Source organism: Streptomyces sp. NBC_01237, from assembly GCF_035917275.1.
Classification (GTDB): Bacteria; Actinomycetota; Actinomycetes; order Streptomycetales; family Streptomycetaceae; genus Streptomyces.
In genome coordinates, this window is sequence record NZ_CP108508.1 from 3,452,246 (window position 1) to 3,467,627 (window position 15,382).

The following is a 15,382-nucleotide window of genomic DNA, read 5'->3' on the forward strand; positions in this document are numbered from 1 at the left end:
GCGCCACCGTGCGCCCGGCCTCCCCCTCGGGAGACCTCCGTGCCCCGCCCCCAACTCACCACCGCGCAGCGCCGCCTCGCCGGTACCGTCGCCGCCGGAGCCGTCCTGATCGCCGCGATCGGCTTCGCCGGCTCCTACACCGCCGTACGCCAGCTCGCCGAACAGAAGCGCTTCGGCGACTTCGCCATGGCCTTCCCGGTCGGCATCGACATCGGCATCGTCGTGCTGCTCGCCCTGGACCTCCTCCTCGCCTGGCTCCGCATGCCGTACCCGCTGCTGCGCCACACTGCGTGGCTCCTCACCGCGGCGACCATCGCGTTCAACGGCGCGGCCGCCTGGCCCGACCCGGTCGGCACTGCCATGCACGCCGTGATCCCGGTCCTGTTCGTCGTCGTGGTCGAGGCCGCGCGCAACGCCGTCGGCCGGATCGCCGACATCACCGCAGACAAGCACATGGACGGTGTCCGCCTCACCCGCTGGCTCCTCTCGCCCATCCCGACGTTCCGGCTGTGGCGGCGGATGAAGCTGTGGGAGCTCCGCAGTTACGACCAGGTGATCCGCCTGGAGCAGCAGCGGCTCGCTTACCGGGCGCGGCTGCGGGCCGATCACGGGTGGCTGTGGCGGTGGAACGCTCCGGTCGAGGACAGGCTGCAGCTGCGCCTCGCCCGCTACGGCCGGCCCCTGCCCGCAACCGAAGCCGTTCCGGCGGCTGCGCCGGTGCAGCCACCCGAAGCCGAAGCCGACTTCGACGAGACCGAAGCCGTAGCCGTAGCCCTGGCCCTGGCCCTGGCCGCGGCTGCGCTCGCCCTTCCGGCAGCACCGCCCCCGCCCAACGCCGTACCCACCGGGGCCCGGCTTCTTCCCGTCGTCTGCCGTCAGAGCGTCCGCCCGCAGCTCACCGAACCCGCCCCCGCGGCTGCACAACCGGCTGCGGCTGCACCCGCAGCCGTGGACCCGGAGCGCTGGACGGAGCAGGTACTCGCCTGGGCACCGCCACCCTCGCTGGTGCTGGACCTCGCCCCCATGCAGCCACCCTTGCCCGAGGTCACCGCGACTGCGCAGCCGCAGCCGATCCGGCCCGCATCCGTACGCCCCTCGGACGAGGCACTGATCGAGCGGGCCGTGAAACTCGCCGCCACCGGCCGCCTGTCCGGGCGACGACTGCAGCGGGAGCTCGGCATCGGCCAGCGCCGCGCCCCCCGCATCCTCGCCGCAGCCGAAGCCCGCATCCGCGCAGCCGCAGCCGACACCGCGCAGCCGTTGGCGACCGCATCCGCAGCCGCATCCGGAGCCCACCCGTGACCACACGCAAGCCCATCGGTCCGACGCGGATCATCGCGGATCCGCCTCCACCGGCCAGCCCCAGAAGGGACCATGACGGGATGACACCCCGCCGTACGGACCGACCCGCCCGGCAGACGCTGCCCGGCATCGCCCGTATCCGTATCACCGCCGACGAAGCCACCACGGCCGCCGTCGTCGAGGCGCTCCGCCGCGAGTTCACGATCACCGAGCCGAGTGGCCGGTACGGCGGAGGCGTCTACCTCGACGCAGACATCGGCAACTTCGCACCCGACGACGAGGAGAAATCATGACCAGGACACCGACCACCCTGCCCCACGACCCCTACGCCCAAGCCGTCATGGCCGCCCTGGAAGCCGAAGGCCTTCTCGACGCCGCAGAGTCCTGGACCGCGTACGACTGCGACAACGGCGAGGTCATGATGATGGAGGTCGTGATCACCCTCGACGAGGACCGCGCCCGCGCAGCCGGGTGGACCCACGGCCTTGTCCTGTCCTGGAACCACGCCGAGGGCGGCTGGGAATGGGGGCCGCAGGGGTCTGGCGGCTCCCGCGACTACGTCCTCGACCTCATCAAGGGCACCCTGACCCCCGGCCCTGACGACATCGTCCGCGCCGTGCAGCTCCTCCTGGACGACGCGCCGGTGGCCGACCGGCTGCCCATCGCCGGGACGGCGCGGCCGCCCGCGCAGACCATCACCCCGGTCCTCCAGGCCGTCCTGGACAAGGACGGCGTGGACGAGGAGCTGGCCCGGGCCCTGTCCGCCTACGCCTGACAGACTGGCCCGGCACACCGGGCAGCGCCCGGCCAGATGCCCCCGCCGGCCCGTACCGGCGGGGGCGTCGCCACGCCGGTGTTCAGATGCTGTTGAGGATCTGAGTACGCCGGTCCTGGTACTCCACGTCCGTGATCGCCCCAGCCGCGCGCAGCTGGTCCAGCGTCGCGAGCCGACTCCCGACATCCTGCTGCGCCCCTGCCGCTGGCACCGGGGCTGCCGCGGGCGCGGCCCCGGCGGCGATGTGGGACCGCAGCCGGTCGGCGAGGGCCTTCCCGTCAGCCTTCGGGATCTGCTTGATCTCGGCCTTGTTGCCCGAGGTGAATACGCTCAGCGAGCCGGACAGCATCCCGCCCGACCACTGCACCGAGCTGATCTTGCTGTACGGGAAGTCCTCCACCTGCTGACTCATCACCCCGTGCTTCAGGAAGATCAGCCGCATGCTGGTCATCGCCAGCAACCCGTTGCCCTTCCCGTAGATGCCCGTGGCGAGCATCTCCACCGTCTCGCCCTCCCACAGGACCTCGGGCAGCCGCTGAATCTCCCGCTTCGAACCGAACGTCGAACTCAGCTTCTCCGCCGCCGCGTCGATGTCCGGACGTACGTTGAATGACGCCATTTCCTCATCCCCTCCCAGTTGTGAGCGGATCGTACCGACAGCGCAACACTCGTCCCGCCTGCTCCCGGAATCCCACCCCCAATCCCGGGCCACAACAACGCCGCTGGACAAGATCGGGAAGTAGCGCAACACTGCTGTCACCACCACACGTGTGCCACCAGCCCCTGACCATCACCGGCAGGGGCTTTCGTACGCCCGGACGAAGGGACGTGCCGTGGACATCGAACACCTCACCGCCGCCCAGGCCGCCGAGCACGCCAACCGCGCCCGGCAGGCCCTCAGCGCCGGAGCAGCCCACATCACCCCCACCACGATCCGCTCCTGGGTCCACCGCGGGCACCTCACCGCCACTGGCCTCGCCGCCGACAACCGATCACGCACCTACCGCCTCGCCGACGTCGCCGCCGCCGAACTGGTCACCCGGAAGCGCGCCCTACGCCACGTCGCAGCACCGGCCCCCACCACTACCGACGGGGAGAACATCGCGTGACCGTGATCGTTGGGCTCGTCCACAAGGGCCGCGTCCACCTCGGCGCTGACTCCGCCGGCATCTCCGGCCTACAGCTCACTGTCCGCCGCGACCCCAAAGTGTTCCGCAACGGTCCGTACGTCCTCGGCTTCACCACCAGCTTCCGCATGGGCCAGCTGCTCCGCTTCGCCTTCGAGCCGCCACACCCCACCGGCGACCTCGACCGGTTCATGGTCACCACCTGGACTGACGCCCTGCGCACCTGCCTCAAGGACGGCGGCTGGGCCCGCAGAGACAGCGAGCAGGAACAGGCCGGTGACTTCCTCGTCGGCGTCGCCGGTCGCCTGTTCACCATCCACAGCGACTACCAGGTAGGCGAACCAGCCGACGACTACGCCGCCGTCGGCTGCGGAGACGAACTCGCGCTCGGCGCCCTCCACGCCACCGCCAGCCTCGACCTGTCGCCACGCCACCGCCTCACCGCCGCCCTCGCAGCAGCCGACCACCACAGCGCCGGAGTTGCCGGGCCCTACATCTACGCCAGCACCAGGAAGGACCGCCAGTGACCACCACCGCTCAGAAGGTCATCGCATACCGCAGGGAGCTCCTGGAAGGAGGTCTCGCCCCCGAGCTGGTGGACGACCTGGTCAAGGACGCCGCCAGCACCCTCGTCATGAGCGGCGGCCTGGTCGTCATGCGCACCGGGACCGCCCAGCAGCCGCGCAACGAAAGCCTCACCGACCAGCACGCCAACCCCCGCCTCGCAGGCACCGACTGACGTGGCCGGCCGCGAGGACCTCACCGCCTACGACTACCGCAAGGCCCGCGCCGCCTTCCTCACCACCTCCGACATCTGCCACATCTGCGGCCACCCCGCCGCCGACGTCGTCGACCACGTCACCCCCGTCGCCGCCGGAGCCGACCCCCGCGACCAGGACAACTGGGCACCCGCACACGGCGTCAACCGGTGCCCCACCTGCGGACGCAACTGCAACGGCGAGAAGGGCAGCACCACCATCGCGCCCCGCCTGCTCACCTCACGCGACTGGTACGCCGGACCCTGACCCGCGAGAGGATGACCCCATGGACGATGCCGAGCGCCAACGCCGCAACGACGCCATCTACGCCCGCAGTCAGAGCAGGAGCCACACGCGCTGGCTGGAGAAGAAGGTCATCGAGATGTCCAGGCAACGGCTCAGGGAGACGGTCACCCGGCTCCAGGCAGAGCAGGAGGCCAGCTGATGGACGACCTCCTGCAGTTCCTCCGCGCTCGGCTTGACGAAGACGAGCAGGCGGCCCGCGCGGCCACATGGGACGAGTGGGACAGCGCCCACTGGACCGCGCACCACCGCGCCCAGTACGACGGCCGCTGGGTCATCGTGGACCACGCCGAAGAGGGCGTCACCGAACTGACACCGCACGCAGCCGACGACGCAGGGGTGGCCCAGCACATCGCCCGCCACGATCCGGCCCGCGTCCTGCGCGAGGTCGAGGCCAAGCGGCGGCGCCTCACCCGCCACGTACCGGAGCGGCGCCGCCTGACCCTGCTGGACGTGAACGGTAGCGCCACGTCGTTCGGCTTCTACGTGTGCACATCCTGCACGCCGAACCGCACGATCGAGCACGGTCAAGAGGTCGTTGAGTGGCCGTGCCCCGACGTGCTTGACGACGCCCTGCCGTACGCCGACCACCCCGACTACCGCCCGGACTGGCGGCCCTGACCCCCACCCCCCTACGAGGAGGCACCCCCATGGAGCGCCACGCCAGCATCGCCATGTCCGGGACCCAGGGCACCATCCGTCTGGACGGGCAGGACATCAGCAGCTGCGTGCAGCGCCTCACCCTCACCGGGGACGTGCGCACCGGCACGCACCTCGAGCTGGGCCTGGTCCTTGAGGAGGTCCAGCACGACGGGCAGACGCAGGTGTACCTGCCAGCGCGTACCGCCGAGCTGCTCACCGCGCTGGGCTGGACACCGCCCGCCGACTCCGACCCGACGGCCGCCGACCTGCACCCCTTGCCCAAACTGCAGCACGACGACGGGCACACGGTCATCGACCAGGCGACCATCGTGAGCGAGCCGGTCCAGGTGCTGCCGGAGCAGGCCTACGCGGACCTGGTGCGCTGGGCCTCGCGCTACTTCCCGCCGCAGTGATCCGAGCAGGCTGAACCCAACCTGATCAGCTGGGCTTCGGCTCGGAGCGGCCGGGATTTTTAGGAATCGGGTCCTCCCCAGCCCCGCGCCCAGCTTTTATTTTTCTCTCCCCGGGCTGACCAGGGCATATGCGGTTCCTGCGACGCGGCCGCGAACGGGGGCGCACCGTGGCAACCCGGTCATTCCAACCTGGCGCGGCCGGAGAGCACACGGCCCGTACGGTCGCCGCCGAGCGCGAGGCCCGCGGCTGGGAGCAGCGCGAGCTCGCCGAGCGGCTCACCCAGGCGGGCCGGCCGATGTCCCAGCCGATCGTGAGCCGGATCGAGTCCGGCACCCGCCGCATCGACGTGGACGACCTCGTCGCCCTGGCCGCTGTGCTCAGCATGAGCCCCGCCGCGCTGCTGCCGGCAGCGGACGCCGACGAGACCGCCGCGCCCCGGCGACGGCGACGCAACGAACCCGGCCCGGTGGAGGTCGCCCTGTCCGACGACATCGACAACCTGGGCGACTTGATCGGGATGGAGCCGACGCACGCCGCCGTCGCCCACCGCCTGGCCCGCCAGATGGACGGCCACCACCCCGTCCCCTGCGACGAGTGCGGCGCGTCGGTGTACGTACCGAACGACGCGAAGATCCTCCCCAACCTGGCGCGGGAGCTCCGGGCCACGGTGGCGGCGCTGGTGGAGGGGCGTGCCGTGGATGACGACGACGATGACGACCTCGGCGACCTCGGAGGAATCTGAGACGTGGGCGCCGCCGCCGGAGTTCGCCCAGCAGTGCCTTGACCTGTACGGGCTGACCTGTCCGCCCCGTTGGGGCACGCCGCGGCGTCCGGAGCGCGACTCGCTCGGCCCGGCCGCGTGGCGCGTGATGGAGAAGCTCGGGTTCCCGCCGATGCCGTGGCAGCGCTACGTCCTGGACGTCGCGCTGGAGATCGACCCGGCCACCGGGGTGTTCGCCCACCGGGAGGTCGGGCTGTCGGTCCCGAGGCAGCAGGGCAAGACGCAGCAGATCCTCGGGCTGATGGTCCACCGCATGGCGGCCGGTCAGCGGCAGAACATCGTCTACGCCGCACAGAACCGGATCATGGCGCGGACCCGGTGGGAGGACGAGTTCCTCGCCACGATCGAGGCGTCCCCCCTCGGCAAGCGGATCAGCTCCCGTAAGGCCAACGGCAGCGAAGCGATCATCTGGAAGCGGACCCGGTCACGGCTCGGGATCACGGCGAACACCGAGAAGGCGGGCCACGGCCCGGCCCTGGACCTGGGCGTGATCGACGAGGCGTTCGCCGCCGAGGACGACCGCCTCGAGCAGGCTTTCAGCCCGGCGATGCTGACTCGTCTCAAGGCGCAGTTGTGGTGGGCGTCAGCCGGCGGGACGGAGCGGTCGGTGTGGCTGAACGGGAAGAGGAAGACCGGCCGCGCTCTGATCGAGGCGTTGTGGTCCGAGGGGCTGCAGCCGCGTACCGCGTACTTCGAGTGGTTCGCTCCAGAGGAGATGGACCGGGCGGATCCGGCGACGTGGCGGGCCTGCCTGCCCGCGCTCGGCTACACGGTGAGCGAGGACATCATCGCCGCCGAGCTCGAGAAGATGGCGGCCGATCCCGGCGCCTTCGACCGGGCGTACCTGAACCGCACCCGCAAGGCGGCGCCGCCCGTCGACCCGAACGTGCCCAAGAAGATGTGGGCCGGGCTGACGGACACCGCGTCGCAGGCGAGCGCGGACATGGCGTTCAGCATCGACGTGTCGCAGGACCGGGCGTACGCGTCCATCGGCATGGCGTCGGTACGCGCCGACGGCCTGGTGCACCTGGAGGTCCTGGACCGCCGGGCCGGAACCGCCTGGGTGGTCCCCGCGATCACGCGCCTGGCCGGGCTGTGGAACCCGCTCGTCGTCGCGGTGGCCGGGTCCGGGTCCCCGGCCGCGTCGCTGATCGACGACCTGCAGACCGCAGGCATCAAGGTGCCCAAGGACAAGGACAAGCCGCACCGCGGACACCTCGTCGTCCTGCGCGCCGGAGACACCTCGGAGGCATGCGGGCAGATCGCCGACGCAATGAACCAGAACACGGCCCGGCACCTGGATCAGACGCCGCTGACCGCGTCGGTCAACGGCGCCCGCTCCCGACGGGTCGGAGACGCCTGGACCATCGACCGCACCAACAGCCTCACCGACGCCGCCCCGTTCGCTGCGGTGACCTGGGCCCGGTGGGCGCTGCTCGCCAAGGGGCCGGCAGTCCTGGACGACTACGACGTCCTCGATTCGATCTACTGAGAAGGGGGGCTGTGGTGCGCGAGCAGATGACGACCTGGCTCGACATGCTGGGCCTGGTGCTCATCGCCGCCGGCGCGGCCGCGGGCCTGCACCCGCTGATCGGCTGGGCCTCGCTCGCCGCCGGCGGTGCGGTCGTCCTGGCCGGTTCGGCGTACGCCGCCCGCCAGACCGCCGCCGCCCGCAAGAGCGGCGGTGGTGAGGCGTGAGCCTGTTCTCCCGCAGGGGCGCGACGCAGAGCGCCGACCAGCTGATCCCGTCCCGCCCTGTACAGCGGGCAGGCGGGGTGAGCGTCACCCCGGACACCGCGCTGCGCAACTCGGCGGTTTGGGCGTGCCTGCGCCTGCGCGCCAACTTGATCAGCACCATGCCGGTGGACCTGTACCGCAGGGTCAACGGCATCCAGGTGGAGGTCCCGAAACCGCCGGTGCTGATCAACCCGGGCGGGGAACGCGTCGACATCGTCGAGTGGCTTTACTCCAGCCAGTTCGACCTGGACCGCTCCGGCAACTCGGTCGGGATCATCACGGCTGTCGACGGCCTCGGGTACCCCGCGCGGATCGAGCTGGTGCCGATCGCCGAGGTCACGGTCAAGGTGAGAAAGGGGGAGCTGTACAAGTACCGCATCGGCTCCGAGGACTTCGACCCGGCGAAGATCTGGCACGAGAAGCAGTACACGATGAGCGGGCTGCACGTCGGCCTCAGCCCGGTGGCGTTCGCCGCCTGGTCCATCGGCGAGTACCTGTCCATCCAGCAGTTCGCGCTGGACTGGTTCTCCAACGGCGCTGTCCCCTCAGCCCACTTGAAGAACACCGCGAAGACCATCGCCCCGGGCGAGGCCGACGAGACGAAGCGCCGGTTCAAGGCCGCGACGGCGAACCAGGATCTGTTCGTCACCGGGCAGGACTGGGAATACAAGATGATCCAGGCCGAGGCCGCCGGGCAGGACTGGATCGAGGGCAAGCGGTACGGCATCAGCGACGTGGCCCGGTTCTTCGACGTCCCCGGCGACGTGATCGACGCCGCCATGTCCGGCAGCTCCGTCACCTACGCCTCGATCACCCAGCGGAACCTGCAGCTGCTCATCATGCACCTGGGCCCGGCGATCATCCGCCGGGAGAACGCCCTGTCCAGGCTGACCAGCCGCCCCCGCTTCGTGAAGCTCAACTCGGATGCACTGCTGCGCATGGACCCGACGGCCCGCGCCGCAATGCTCCGAACCCAGATCGAGTCCCGCCAGCTCGCCCCGTCAGAGGCCCGCGAGCTGGAGGAGCGCGCCCCGTTCACCGAGTCTCAGCTCGCCGAGTTCGACCGGCTGTTCGGCAAGGGCACCAGCCCCACCCCGACAGCGCCCCCCGTACCCGCGACCCCAGGAGCGACCCCATGAGCACGATGACCGCCCTGCGCGCGCAGGCCGCCGCCGCGCGGTCCGCCGCAGCCGACACCGGCGCGTCCGGAGCACCGTCCACCATGCTGCCCCGCGACCGGCCCGAGTCCCCCGAGGTCCGCTTCCGCTCCTCGCTCCGTGCGAAGAAAGTGCTACGCGACGAGCAGGAGTGGTTCGAGGTCTCCGGCTATGCCAGCGCCTTCGAGCAGGGCTACGAGATGTACGACTTCTACGGGCCGTACACCGAGGTCGTCTCCCACGGTGCGGCCGACGCCACGCTGGCCGCCGACCCCGAGGTGGTGTTCCGCTTCAATCACTCGGGCACCCCCATGGCGGGTACGCGGAACCAGCGCCTGCAGCTGTGGGCGGACGACTCCGGCCTCGGGCAGCGGGCGTGGCTGAACCCGAAGCGGGCGGACGTGCAGCTGCTCGTCCAGGCCCTCGAGGACGACGACGTACGCGAGCAGTCGTTCATGTTCCGAATCACCTCGGGCCAGTGGTCCCCGGACTACACCGAGTACCGCATCAACGCCTTCGACCTGGACCGCGGCGACGTTGGCCCCGTGACGTACGGGGCCAACCCGCACACCAGCGTCAGCGCCCGGGCCGGGGACTTTCTCGCATCAATCCCGAACCTGCCGCCGCTCATGGCCCGCGAGGCGCTCGCCCGCCTCACACAGCGGACCGATATCGGAGCACCCCCGGCCCTTCCCACTCCGGCCCCCACTCCGGCCCCCGCGCCGGCCCCGGCGGCACCGCCCGCGCAGCAGGGCCGATCCATCACGATGCTGCGCACTCAGCTCCTGGTCGATGCCGACGAGGGCTGACCGGCCCCTCTGAACCACACCGACGGCACGCTCTCCGGCAGATCGCCCGGAGGCGGGACCGCACCGTGCCCGGCAGATCGCCCGGACCGATGGTCGCGCCGCACCCACCACCACCCGATCTACCGGAAGGGCACCACCATGCCTGGAACCATCGACGACCTGATCGCCTCGATCGAGGTCGAGCGCGAGGCCGCGCTCAAGCGCAGCAAGAAGTGCGGCGCCGAGATCAAGCTCATCCTGGACAAGGCCTCGCAGGACGGCCGCTCCTCGCTCACCACGGAGGAGGACGAGCGGGTCGGCGAGCTGTTCGCCGCCCGCGACCAGTCCCGCAACGACGTGACCGGCATCGAGAACAAGCTGGCCAACGCCAACAAGATCAAGACCGAAGAGATGGAGCGGCAGGCCGAGGCGAAGAAGCAGACGCCGACCGAGGCCCGACGCCCCTCCTATGACCAGGTCGCCCGCGTCGGCCAGGAGGAGCGCACCTACCGCAAGGACCAGGACCCCAATGGCAAGGGCTTCCTGATGGACGTCTCCCGTCAGTACCTCTACCAGGACGTGGAGGCGTCCTCCCGTCTCTCCCGGCACATGCAGGAGGAGCGTGTCGAGCGGGCCGAGTACCTGCAGCGCGCGACCGGCACGGGCGCGTTCTCCGGGCTGACCGTGCCTCAGTACCTCACCGACCTGTACGCGCCGAAGACCGCGAACCTGAGGCCGTTCGCGGACATCTGCAACCCGCACCAGCTGCCCGCCGACGGCATGTCCGTGAACATCTCCCGGATCACGACTGGGTCGTCCGCAGACAACCAGGCCTCCGAGAACGCCAACGTGTCCGAGACCGACATGGACGACACGCTGCTCACGGTCCCGATCAAAACAGCGGCCGGACAGCAGACCGTCAGCCGCCAGGCGATCGACCGCGGAACCGGCATCGAGGACGTCACCCTGCAAGACCTGTTCAACCGGGTCAACACCGTCCTCGACAACACGCTCATCAACGAGGCCACGACCGGACTGTCCGCCATCGCACAGGCGACGTCGTACACCGACGCCACCCCGACCGGCGCCGAGCTCTACCCGAAGATCCTCGGCGCGGCCGCCGGGGTGGAGGCGGCGCTCCTTGCGATGGGCCGCCCGTCCCACGCGGTGATGAGCTCGCGCCGCTGGTACTGGCTGTCGTCTCAGATGTCATCGGTCTGGCCGATGATCAACTGGAGCAACTTGCCGGTGCAGGCGGCCGGTACGGCCAACGCGCAGTCGTCGTACGCGTCGGGGCCGCGCGGTGTGCTGCCGTGCGGACTCGAGGTCGTCGTCGACAACAACATCGCGACGAACCTGGGGGCCGGCACGAACGAGGACGAGATGTTCGTGGTCCCGCAGGACGAGTGCCACCTGTGGGAGGACGGCGAGGCCCCGCTGTTCATCCGCGCCGAACAGGCCAAGGCCGCGTCCCTCGGTGTGCTGCTGGTCGCCTACAAGTACTACGCCTACACCTTCGGCCGGTACGCGAACGGCATGCAGAAGATCGGCGGCACCGGGCTGGCCGCGCCCACCTTCTGATCCCCGCAGCAGGCAGGCCCGCACGCCACGACTCCGGCGCGCGGGCCTGCCTGCTCGGGCTGCCCCGAGGAGGCACAGCATGGCCGTACAGACCGCGTTCGGCGGAGACCGCTACCCCAACAGCGCCCGCCTCTCCGAGGCTCAGGTAGGCAACGGCATATCGACGCACACCGTGGACCGCGGCGCGACGACCGACCGCCCGGCGCTGCTCACCATCACCACCACGGTGGGCGAGACCCCGACCTGCACGTACCAGATCGAGGGCAGCGCCGACGGTTCGACGTGGTGGCCGGCCGCCTACGCCGACCTCGCCACTCCTGAAGCGCCGAGCGTCGCACCGTTCGACATCACCGCGGCCGGCACCGCCCACCGGATCCTGCGCCCCGGGCACCCCTGGCGCTACCTGCGCGTGACCTACAGCGCGAACACCGCGGTGACCAACACCGCCGACATCGTCATCTTCTGAGAGGACAGCACCGGTGAGCACACGAGAAAAGAACATGGTGGCCGCGCTGCGGCGCGAGCGCGCCGCATACGTGGCCCAGGGCAAGGACGACCGAGTGGAACAGGTCGACGACCAGCTGCGCCGCCTCGGGGTCACCGCCGAGCCAGACCAGGACGACGGCCCGCAGGACCGCACCCCGGCCGACCCCGCCCAGCAGACCGCCGACCAGAACCCCGGAACCAGCACGACCGCCGGCGACGACAGCGCCCCGCCCTCCGAGGCCGGGACCGCGGCCGCCGACGACACCGCGGCGGCCACGCCCCCGACGACTACGAAGAAGACCGGGGCCGCGCGCCGCACCGCCGCGAAGGAGTAGCGGCGTGGCCGAGGACTACGCGTCGATCGCGACGCTTCGTCTCATGCTCAAGACGCAGGACTCCGATCCCCGGGACGATCTGCTGCAGCGGGCGTTGGCCTCGGCCAGCCGGTCCATCGACAAGAGCACCGGGCGCCGGTTCTGGCTGGACCCGGTCCCGGTTGCCCGCACCTATCGGACGGCCGGGCGCACCGTGCCCGAGGACGACGGGGAGGTCCTCCTGGTCGACGACATCGGGAGTACCGACGGCCTGGTGGTGGAGGTCGGCTCGGGCACGTCCTGGTCGCCGCTCGCTGCGGGCAGGGTGGAGACGATCCCGGAGAACGCGCTCCTCGACGGACGTCCTGTGACCGGGCTGCTGCTCGTCGGTGACTGCTGGACGTCGCGCCAGGCCCGGGTCACCACGCGGTTCGGGTGGCCGGCCATCCCGGATGACATCGAGCAGGCCACGCTCATCCAGGCCAACCGGCTCCAACGCCGCAAGGACAGCCCGGAGGGCGTGACCGGGTCCGCCGAGTGGGGCGTCGTCCGGCTGTCTCGCCGCGACCCGGACGTCTGGAACCTCATCGAGCAGTACGTGCTGCCCGGCTTCGGATAGGAGCACCACCCATGCAGATGTCCGCCGTACGCGCGGCGGTCGCCGAGGCCGCCTCCGCCGTGGTGCTGCCCGTCGCCGCCAAGCTCACCTGCACCGGATACACCCCGGACGCGGTGACCGAACCCCACTTCTTCACCGGCGAGTACAGCGTGGAGTTCGACCGGACGATGCGCCGCGGCCTCGACTCCGCCGAGCTCACATGCCGCGTCCTCGTCGGCCTGGCCGACGACGAGGCAGCCCAACGGATCCTGGACGGTCTGCTCTCCGGGTCCGGCCCGGCCTCCCTCAAGCAGGCGATCGAGGCCGCCCGCGGCGGACCCGGGCATGCCGCGCTCGGCGGTGCGGCCGACGACCTGCAGGTGATGCGGGTCCAGGGCTACCGCTGGTACGAGCACCAGGGCGCCCAGTACATCGGCGCCGAACTCATCCTCAAGATCATCGGAAAGGGGGACTGACCCGTGCCCAAGTTCGTGCTCCTGGACACCCGACTGTTCGCCCCCGGCGCCGACCTCAGCGGTGCCAGCAACAAGGTCGAACTCAGCAGCGAGATCGAAGACAAAGACGTCACCAACTACCGCAGCCAGGGCTGGAAGGAAGTGATCGGCGGGCTCGGATCAGCCGAGATCGCCGGTGAAGGGCAGTGGGAAGCGGGCGACCCGTCGAAGGTCGACGACGCCAGCTGGTCCGAGCTCGGCGGCACCGGCCCCTACACGGTCTGCCCCACCGACTCCGTCGTGGGCGCCCTGGCCTACCTCGTGTACGGGCTGCGCACCGACTACAAGGTGGGCGACGCCGTCGGCGAGGTCGCCCCGTGGTCGGGCACCGTCAAGAGCTCCTGGCCGCTGGTGCGGGGGCAGATCGCCCATCCGCCCGGCATCGCCCGCGCCGCGACCGGCGCAGGGACGGCGCTCAACCTAGGCACGGTGCCCGCGGGGAAACGGCTGTACGCCGCACTCCACGTTCTGTCCGCCGCCGGAACCACCCCGTCGATCACGGCCCGCATCGAGTCGGACGACAGCGTCGGATTCGGCACCCCCGTCACCCGCGCCGCGTTCGCCGCGGCCACCGCCCCCGGCGGGCAGATCGCCCGCACTGACGGGCTGGCCATCACGGACACCCATTACCGCGTCGCCTGGGACATCACCGGGACGACGCCCAGCTTCATGTTCGCTGTCTCTCTCGGAATCAGGTGACCTCGTGGCAAAGATGGTTCTGCTGGCGGCCTTCGTCAGCATCAGCGGAAACGACCTCAGCAGCTACGCACGCAAAGCGGAGGTGACGGTCGAGGTCGAGGACAAAGACATCACCACCTACGCCTCCCTCGGGTGGAAAGAGGTGATCGGCGGCCTCAAGTCGGGGGAGTTGAACTTGGAGCTGCTCCAGGACGTGGCCGCAACGAAGATCGACTCGATCATGTGGCCCCTGCTCGGGACGGTGGTTCCTTTCGTGGTCCGCCTGGACAGCGCCCCCAAGGGGGCCTCCAATCCGGAGTGGACGGGCAGCATCCTGGTCAACGGGTGGAACCCCATCGAGGGGTCCGTGGGTGACGAGGCGTCCGTGTCGGTCGGCTACCCGACGTCGGGGGCCGTGGTCCGCGCGGTCGCCTGATGGCCGCCGGCGGCCCCCCGTTCGACCTCCAGGTCACCGCCGAAGGCTTGGACTCTCTCGTCCGGGCTATCCGCCGCGAGGAGGACGGCAAGGCGCTGCGCAAGGACCTCGCGAAGAACATGCGTGACGCGCTGAGGCCCGGCGCGGCCCTGGCCAAGTCGGGAATCATGGCTATGCCCTCAGCAGGCACCGGCATGGGCGCGGGGCTGCGGGCCGGGATCGCCAAGAAGATCCGGCCCGAGGTCAAGCTCGGCGGCAGGTGGACCGGCGCCCGTGTGAAGGCGTTCAAGACGCCAGGGCTGCGCGGCTTCGCGAACGCTCCGAAGCGCACGAACCGGAGGTCCGGCGGGTGGCGGACCCTCACCTACGGCCGCGAACCGTGGCGCACCCAGACGGGCAAGCGGCTGTGGTTCGACGAGCCCTTTCAGAACGACTCCGCGGCCTACATGGCCGCGGTCCATGAAGCGATGGAAGACATGGCCCGGCGCCTGGCGGCGCGCGGCCGATAGGAGAAACCCATGTTCCTGGTCCTGCACCGCGAGGGCGAGTCCGAGCCGACCCGCTGGCGCTACGAACCCAAGAAGCTCATGTCCGTGGAGAGGGAGGACATCGAGCGCCGCACCGGCAGGCACTTCGCCCAGTTCACCCAGGACGTCCTCCAGGGCAACAGCCTCTGCCGCCGCGCGCTGCTGTTCACCTACCTGCGGCGCGACCACCCCAAGACCCGGTTCGAGGACGTCGACTTCGGGTGGGACGAGCTGACGCTGGAGTACTCCCGGCAGGAGTACGCGACCATGCGCGAGAGCATCCTCGGCTCCCTGCACGGCGACGAGCTGGCGATGGCCCTGCAGCAGATCGACCGGGACGCGGCCGACGCCTACGACGACATCGAGGCCACGGGAAAAGTCCAGCTGCCGATCGCAGGCTGACGCAACTCGGCAACGCCGCCCACCTCCTGAAGATCAGGCCGTGGGAGTGGGAGCTGATGAC

General features: G+C 70.6%; 25 protein-coding genes. 24 read left to right on the top strand and 1 reads right to left on the bottom strand.

All coding sequences use genetic code 11. The features are described 5' to 3' along the window. Positions 1 to 39 precede the first annotated feature (39 nt). The 3 genes from OG251_RS15195 to OG251_RS15205 all read left to right on the top strand — a co-directional run bounded on the left by OG251_RS15195 (position 40) and on the right by OG251_RS15205 (position 2,077). Positions 40 to 1,302: a DUF2637 domain-containing protein gene (locus OG251_RS15195; RefSeq protein ID WP_326677676.1), complete on the top strand. Its 1,263-nt coding sequence runs from the start codon at positions 40 to 42 to the stop codon at positions 1,300 to 1,302. A gap of 80 nt (positions 1,303 to 1,382) precedes the next feature. Next, positions 1,383 to 1,595, top strand: coding sequence for a hypothetical protein (locus OG251_RS15200; RefSeq protein ID WP_326677677.1), 213 nt, complete (start codon positions 1,383 to 1,385; stop codon positions 1,593 to 1,595). Continuing rightward, positions 1,592 to 2,077, top strand: coding sequence for a hypothetical protein (locus OG251_RS15205; RefSeq protein ID WP_326677678.1), 486 nt, complete (start codon positions 1,592 to 1,594; stop codon positions 2,075 to 2,077). The genes OG251_RS15200 and OG251_RS15205 overlap by 4 nt, the downstream gene beginning before the upstream one ends. Positions 2,078 to 2,159: 82 nt before the next feature. Here OG251_RS15205 and OG251_RS15210 read toward each other — a convergent pair whose 3' ends face one another. Next, complete coding sequence (locus OG251_RS15210) at positions 2,160 to 2,696, bottom strand: PH domain-containing protein (protein ID WP_326677679.1); 537 nt, start codon at positions 2,694 to 2,696, stop codon at positions 2,160 to 2,162. Positions 2,697 to 2,910: 214 nt separating this feature from the next. Between OG251_RS15210 and OG251_RS15215 the strand changes: the two genes are divergently transcribed. From OG251_RS15215 to OG251_RS15315, 21 genes are all read left to right on the top strand, one after another. Then, complete coding sequence (locus tag OG251_RS15215; protein ID WP_326677680.1) at positions 2,911 to 3,186, top strand: MerR family transcriptional regulator; 276 nt, start codon at positions 2,911 to 2,913, stop codon at positions 3,184 to 3,186. Next, positions 3,183 to 3,731 carry a hypothetical protein gene (locus OG251_RS15220; protein WP_326677681.1) on the top strand — a complete coding sequence of 183 codons (549 nt, stop codon included), beginning with the start codon at positions 3,183 to 3,185 and terminating at the stop codon, positions 3,729 to 3,731. The genes OG251_RS15215 and OG251_RS15220 overlap by 4 nt, the downstream gene beginning before the upstream one ends. Continuing rightward, positions 3,728 to 3,943 (top strand): hypothetical protein, encoded by a 216-nt coding sequence (locus OG251_RS15225; RefSeq protein WP_326677682.1) that lies wholly within the window; start codon positions 3,728 to 3,730, stop codon positions 3,941 to 3,943. Before OG251_RS15220 ends, OG251_RS15225 begins: the two co-directional genes overlap by 4 nt. Before the next feature lies 1 nt (position 3,944). Further along, positions 3,945 to 4,229, top strand: a complete 285-nt coding sequence (locus OG251_RS15230; RefSeq protein WP_326677683.1) for an HNH endonuclease — start codon at positions 3,945 to 3,947, stop codon at positions 4,227 to 4,229. 19 nt (positions 4,230 to 4,248) lie between these two features. Beyond that, positions 4,249 to 4,407, top strand: coding sequence for a hypothetical protein (locus tag OG251_RS15235; protein ID WP_326677684.1), 159 nt, complete (start codon positions 4,249 to 4,251; stop codon positions 4,405 to 4,407). Beyond that, a complete protein-coding gene (locus tag OG251_RS15240; RefSeq protein ID WP_326677685.1) occupies positions 4,407 to 4,886 on the top strand; it encodes a DUF6221 family protein in 480 nt (159 codons plus the stop codon). The genes OG251_RS15235 and OG251_RS15240 overlap by 1 nt, the downstream gene beginning before the upstream one ends. A 29-nt stretch (positions 4,887 to 4,915) precedes the next feature. Next, a complete protein-coding gene (locus OG251_RS15245) occupies positions 4,916 to 5,320 on the top strand; it encodes a hypothetical protein (RefSeq protein ID WP_326677686.1) in 405 nt (134 codons plus the stop codon). Positions 5,321 to 5,487: 167 nt separating this feature from the next. Continuing rightward, positions 5,488 to 6,063, top strand: coding sequence for a helix-turn-helix domain-containing protein (locus tag OG251_RS15250; protein WP_326677687.1), 576 nt, complete (start codon positions 5,488 to 5,490; stop codon positions 6,061 to 6,063). After that, positions 6,020 to 7,594: a terminase gene (locus OG251_RS15255; protein ID WP_326677688.1), complete on the top strand. Its 1,575-nt coding sequence runs from the start codon at positions 6,020 to 6,022 to the stop codon at positions 7,592 to 7,594. Before OG251_RS15250 ends, OG251_RS15255 begins: the two co-directional genes overlap by 44 nt. Positions 7,595 to 7,608: 14 nt before the next feature. Continuing rightward, entirely contained in the window at positions 7,609 to 7,800 is a 192-nt protein-coding gene (locus OG251_RS15260; protein ID WP_326677689.1) for a hypothetical protein, read from the top strand. Beyond that, positions 7,797 to 8,978 carry a phage portal protein gene (locus OG251_RS15265; protein WP_326677690.1) on the top strand — a complete coding sequence of 394 codons (1,182 nt, stop codon included), beginning with the start codon at positions 7,797 to 7,799 and terminating at the stop codon, positions 8,976 to 8,978. Before OG251_RS15260 ends, OG251_RS15265 begins: the two co-directional genes overlap by 4 nt. Further along, entirely contained in the window at positions 8,975 to 9,805 is an 831-nt protein-coding gene (locus tag OG251_RS15270) for an HK97 family phage prohead protease (RefSeq protein ID WP_326677691.1), read from the top strand. The genes OG251_RS15265 and OG251_RS15270 overlap by 4 nt, the downstream gene beginning before the upstream one ends. A gap of 138 nt (positions 9,806 to 9,943) precedes the next feature. Next, entirely contained in the window at positions 9,944 to 11,365 is a 1,422-nt protein-coding gene (locus OG251_RS15275) for a phage major capsid protein (RefSeq protein WP_326677692.1), read from the top strand. A gap of 79 nt (positions 11,366 to 11,444) precedes the next feature. Beyond that, positions 11,445 to 11,831: a hypothetical protein gene (locus OG251_RS15280; RefSeq protein WP_326677693.1), complete on the top strand. Its 387-nt coding sequence runs from the start codon at positions 11,445 to 11,447 to the stop codon at positions 11,829 to 11,831. Between the two features lie 13 nt (positions 11,832 to 11,844). After that, entirely contained in the window at positions 11,845 to 12,186 is a 342-nt protein-coding gene (locus OG251_RS15285) for a hypothetical protein (RefSeq protein ID WP_326677694.1), read from the top strand. A 4-nt stretch (positions 12,187 to 12,190) separates the two neighbouring features. Further along, positions 12,191 to 12,784: a phage gp6-like head-tail connector protein gene (locus tag OG251_RS15290; protein ID WP_326677695.1), complete on the top strand. Its 594-nt coding sequence runs from the start codon at positions 12,191 to 12,193 to the stop codon at positions 12,782 to 12,784. A gap of 11 nt (positions 12,785 to 12,795) precedes the next feature. Then, positions 12,796 to 13,239 carry a hypothetical protein gene (locus tag OG251_RS15295; protein ID WP_326677696.1) on the top strand — a complete coding sequence of 148 codons (444 nt, stop codon included), beginning with the start codon at positions 12,796 to 12,798 and terminating at the stop codon, positions 13,237 to 13,239. A gap of 3 nt (positions 13,240 to 13,242) precedes the next feature. Further along, positions 13,243 to 13,977: a hypothetical protein gene (locus OG251_RS15300; protein ID WP_326677697.1), complete on the top strand. Its 735-nt coding sequence runs from the start codon at positions 13,243 to 13,245 to the stop codon at positions 13,975 to 13,977. 13 nt (positions 13,978 to 13,990) lie between these two features. Next, on the top strand, positions 13,991 to 14,392 hold the full coding sequence (locus OG251_RS15305) for a hypothetical protein (protein WP_326681274.1): 402 nt from the start codon (positions 13,991 to 13,993) through the stop codon (positions 14,390 to 14,392). Next, positions 14,392 to 14,901, top strand: coding sequence for a hypothetical protein (locus OG251_RS15310; RefSeq protein WP_326677698.1), 510 nt, complete (start codon positions 14,392 to 14,394; stop codon positions 14,899 to 14,901). The genes OG251_RS15305 and OG251_RS15310 overlap by 1 nt, the downstream gene beginning before the upstream one ends. 9 nt (positions 14,902 to 14,910) lie before the next feature. Further along, on the top strand, positions 14,911 to 15,321 hold the full coding sequence (locus tag OG251_RS15315; RefSeq protein WP_326677699.1) for a hypothetical protein: 411 nt from the start codon (positions 14,911 to 14,913) through the stop codon (positions 15,319 to 15,321). Positions 15,322 to 15,382: the final 61 nt, after the last annotated feature.

Bases quoted from the DNA above. Each gene is read 5' to 3' on its own strand.
- OG251_RS15200 (WP_326677677.1), top strand. From the start codon at position 1,383: ATGACACCCCGCCGTACGGACCGACCCGCCCGGCAGACGCTGCCCGGC.
- OG251_RS15205 (WP_326677678.1), top strand. From the start codon at position 1,592: ATGACCAGGACACCGACCACCCTGCCCCACGACCCCTACGCCCAAGCC.
- OG251_RS15210 (WP_326677679.1), bottom strand. From the start codon at position 2,696: ATGGCGTCATTCAACGTACGTCCGGACATCGACGCGGCGGCGGAGAAG.
- OG251_RS15235 (WP_326677684.1), top strand. From the start codon at position 4,249: ATGGACGATGCCGAGCGCCAACGCCGCAACGACGCCATCTACGCCCGC.
- OG251_RS15240 (WP_326677685.1), top strand. From the start codon at position 4,407: ATGGACGACCTCCTGCAGTTCCTCCGCGCTCGGCTTGACGAAGACGAG.
- OG251_RS15245 (WP_326677686.1), top strand. From the start codon at position 4,916: ATGGAGCGCCACGCCAGCATCGCCATGTCCGGGACCCAGGGCACCATC.
- OG251_RS15255 (WP_326677688.1), top strand. From the start codon at position 6,020: ATGACGACGACGATGACGACCTCGGCGACCTCGGAGGAATCTGAGACG.
- OG251_RS15270 (WP_326677691.1), top strand. From the start codon at position 8,975: ATGAGCACGATGACCGCCCTGCGCGCGCAGGCCGCCGCCGCGCGGTCC.
- OG251_RS15275 (WP_326677692.1), top strand. From the start codon at position 9,944: ATGCCTGGAACCATCGACGACCTGATCGCCTCGATCGAGGTCGAGCGC.
- OG251_RS15280 (WP_326677693.1), top strand. From the start codon at position 11,445: ATGGCCGTACAGACCGCGTTCGGCGGAGACCGCTACCCCAACAGCGCC.
- OG251_RS15295 (WP_326677696.1), top strand. From the start codon at position 12,796: ATGCAGATGTCCGCCGTACGCGCGGCGGTCGCCGAGGCCGCCTCCGCC.
- OG251_RS15305 (WP_326681274.1), top strand. From the start codon at position 13,991: ATGGTTCTGCTGGCGGCCTTCGTCAGCATCAGCGGAAACGACCTCAGC.
- OG251_RS15310 (WP_326677698.1), top strand. From the start codon at position 14,392: ATGGCCGCCGGCGGCCCCCCGTTCGACCTCCAGGTCACCGCCGAAGGC.
- OG251_RS15315 (WP_326677699.1), top strand. From the start codon at position 14,911: ATGTTCCTGGTCCTGCACCGCGAGGGCGAGTCCGAGCCGACCCGCTGG.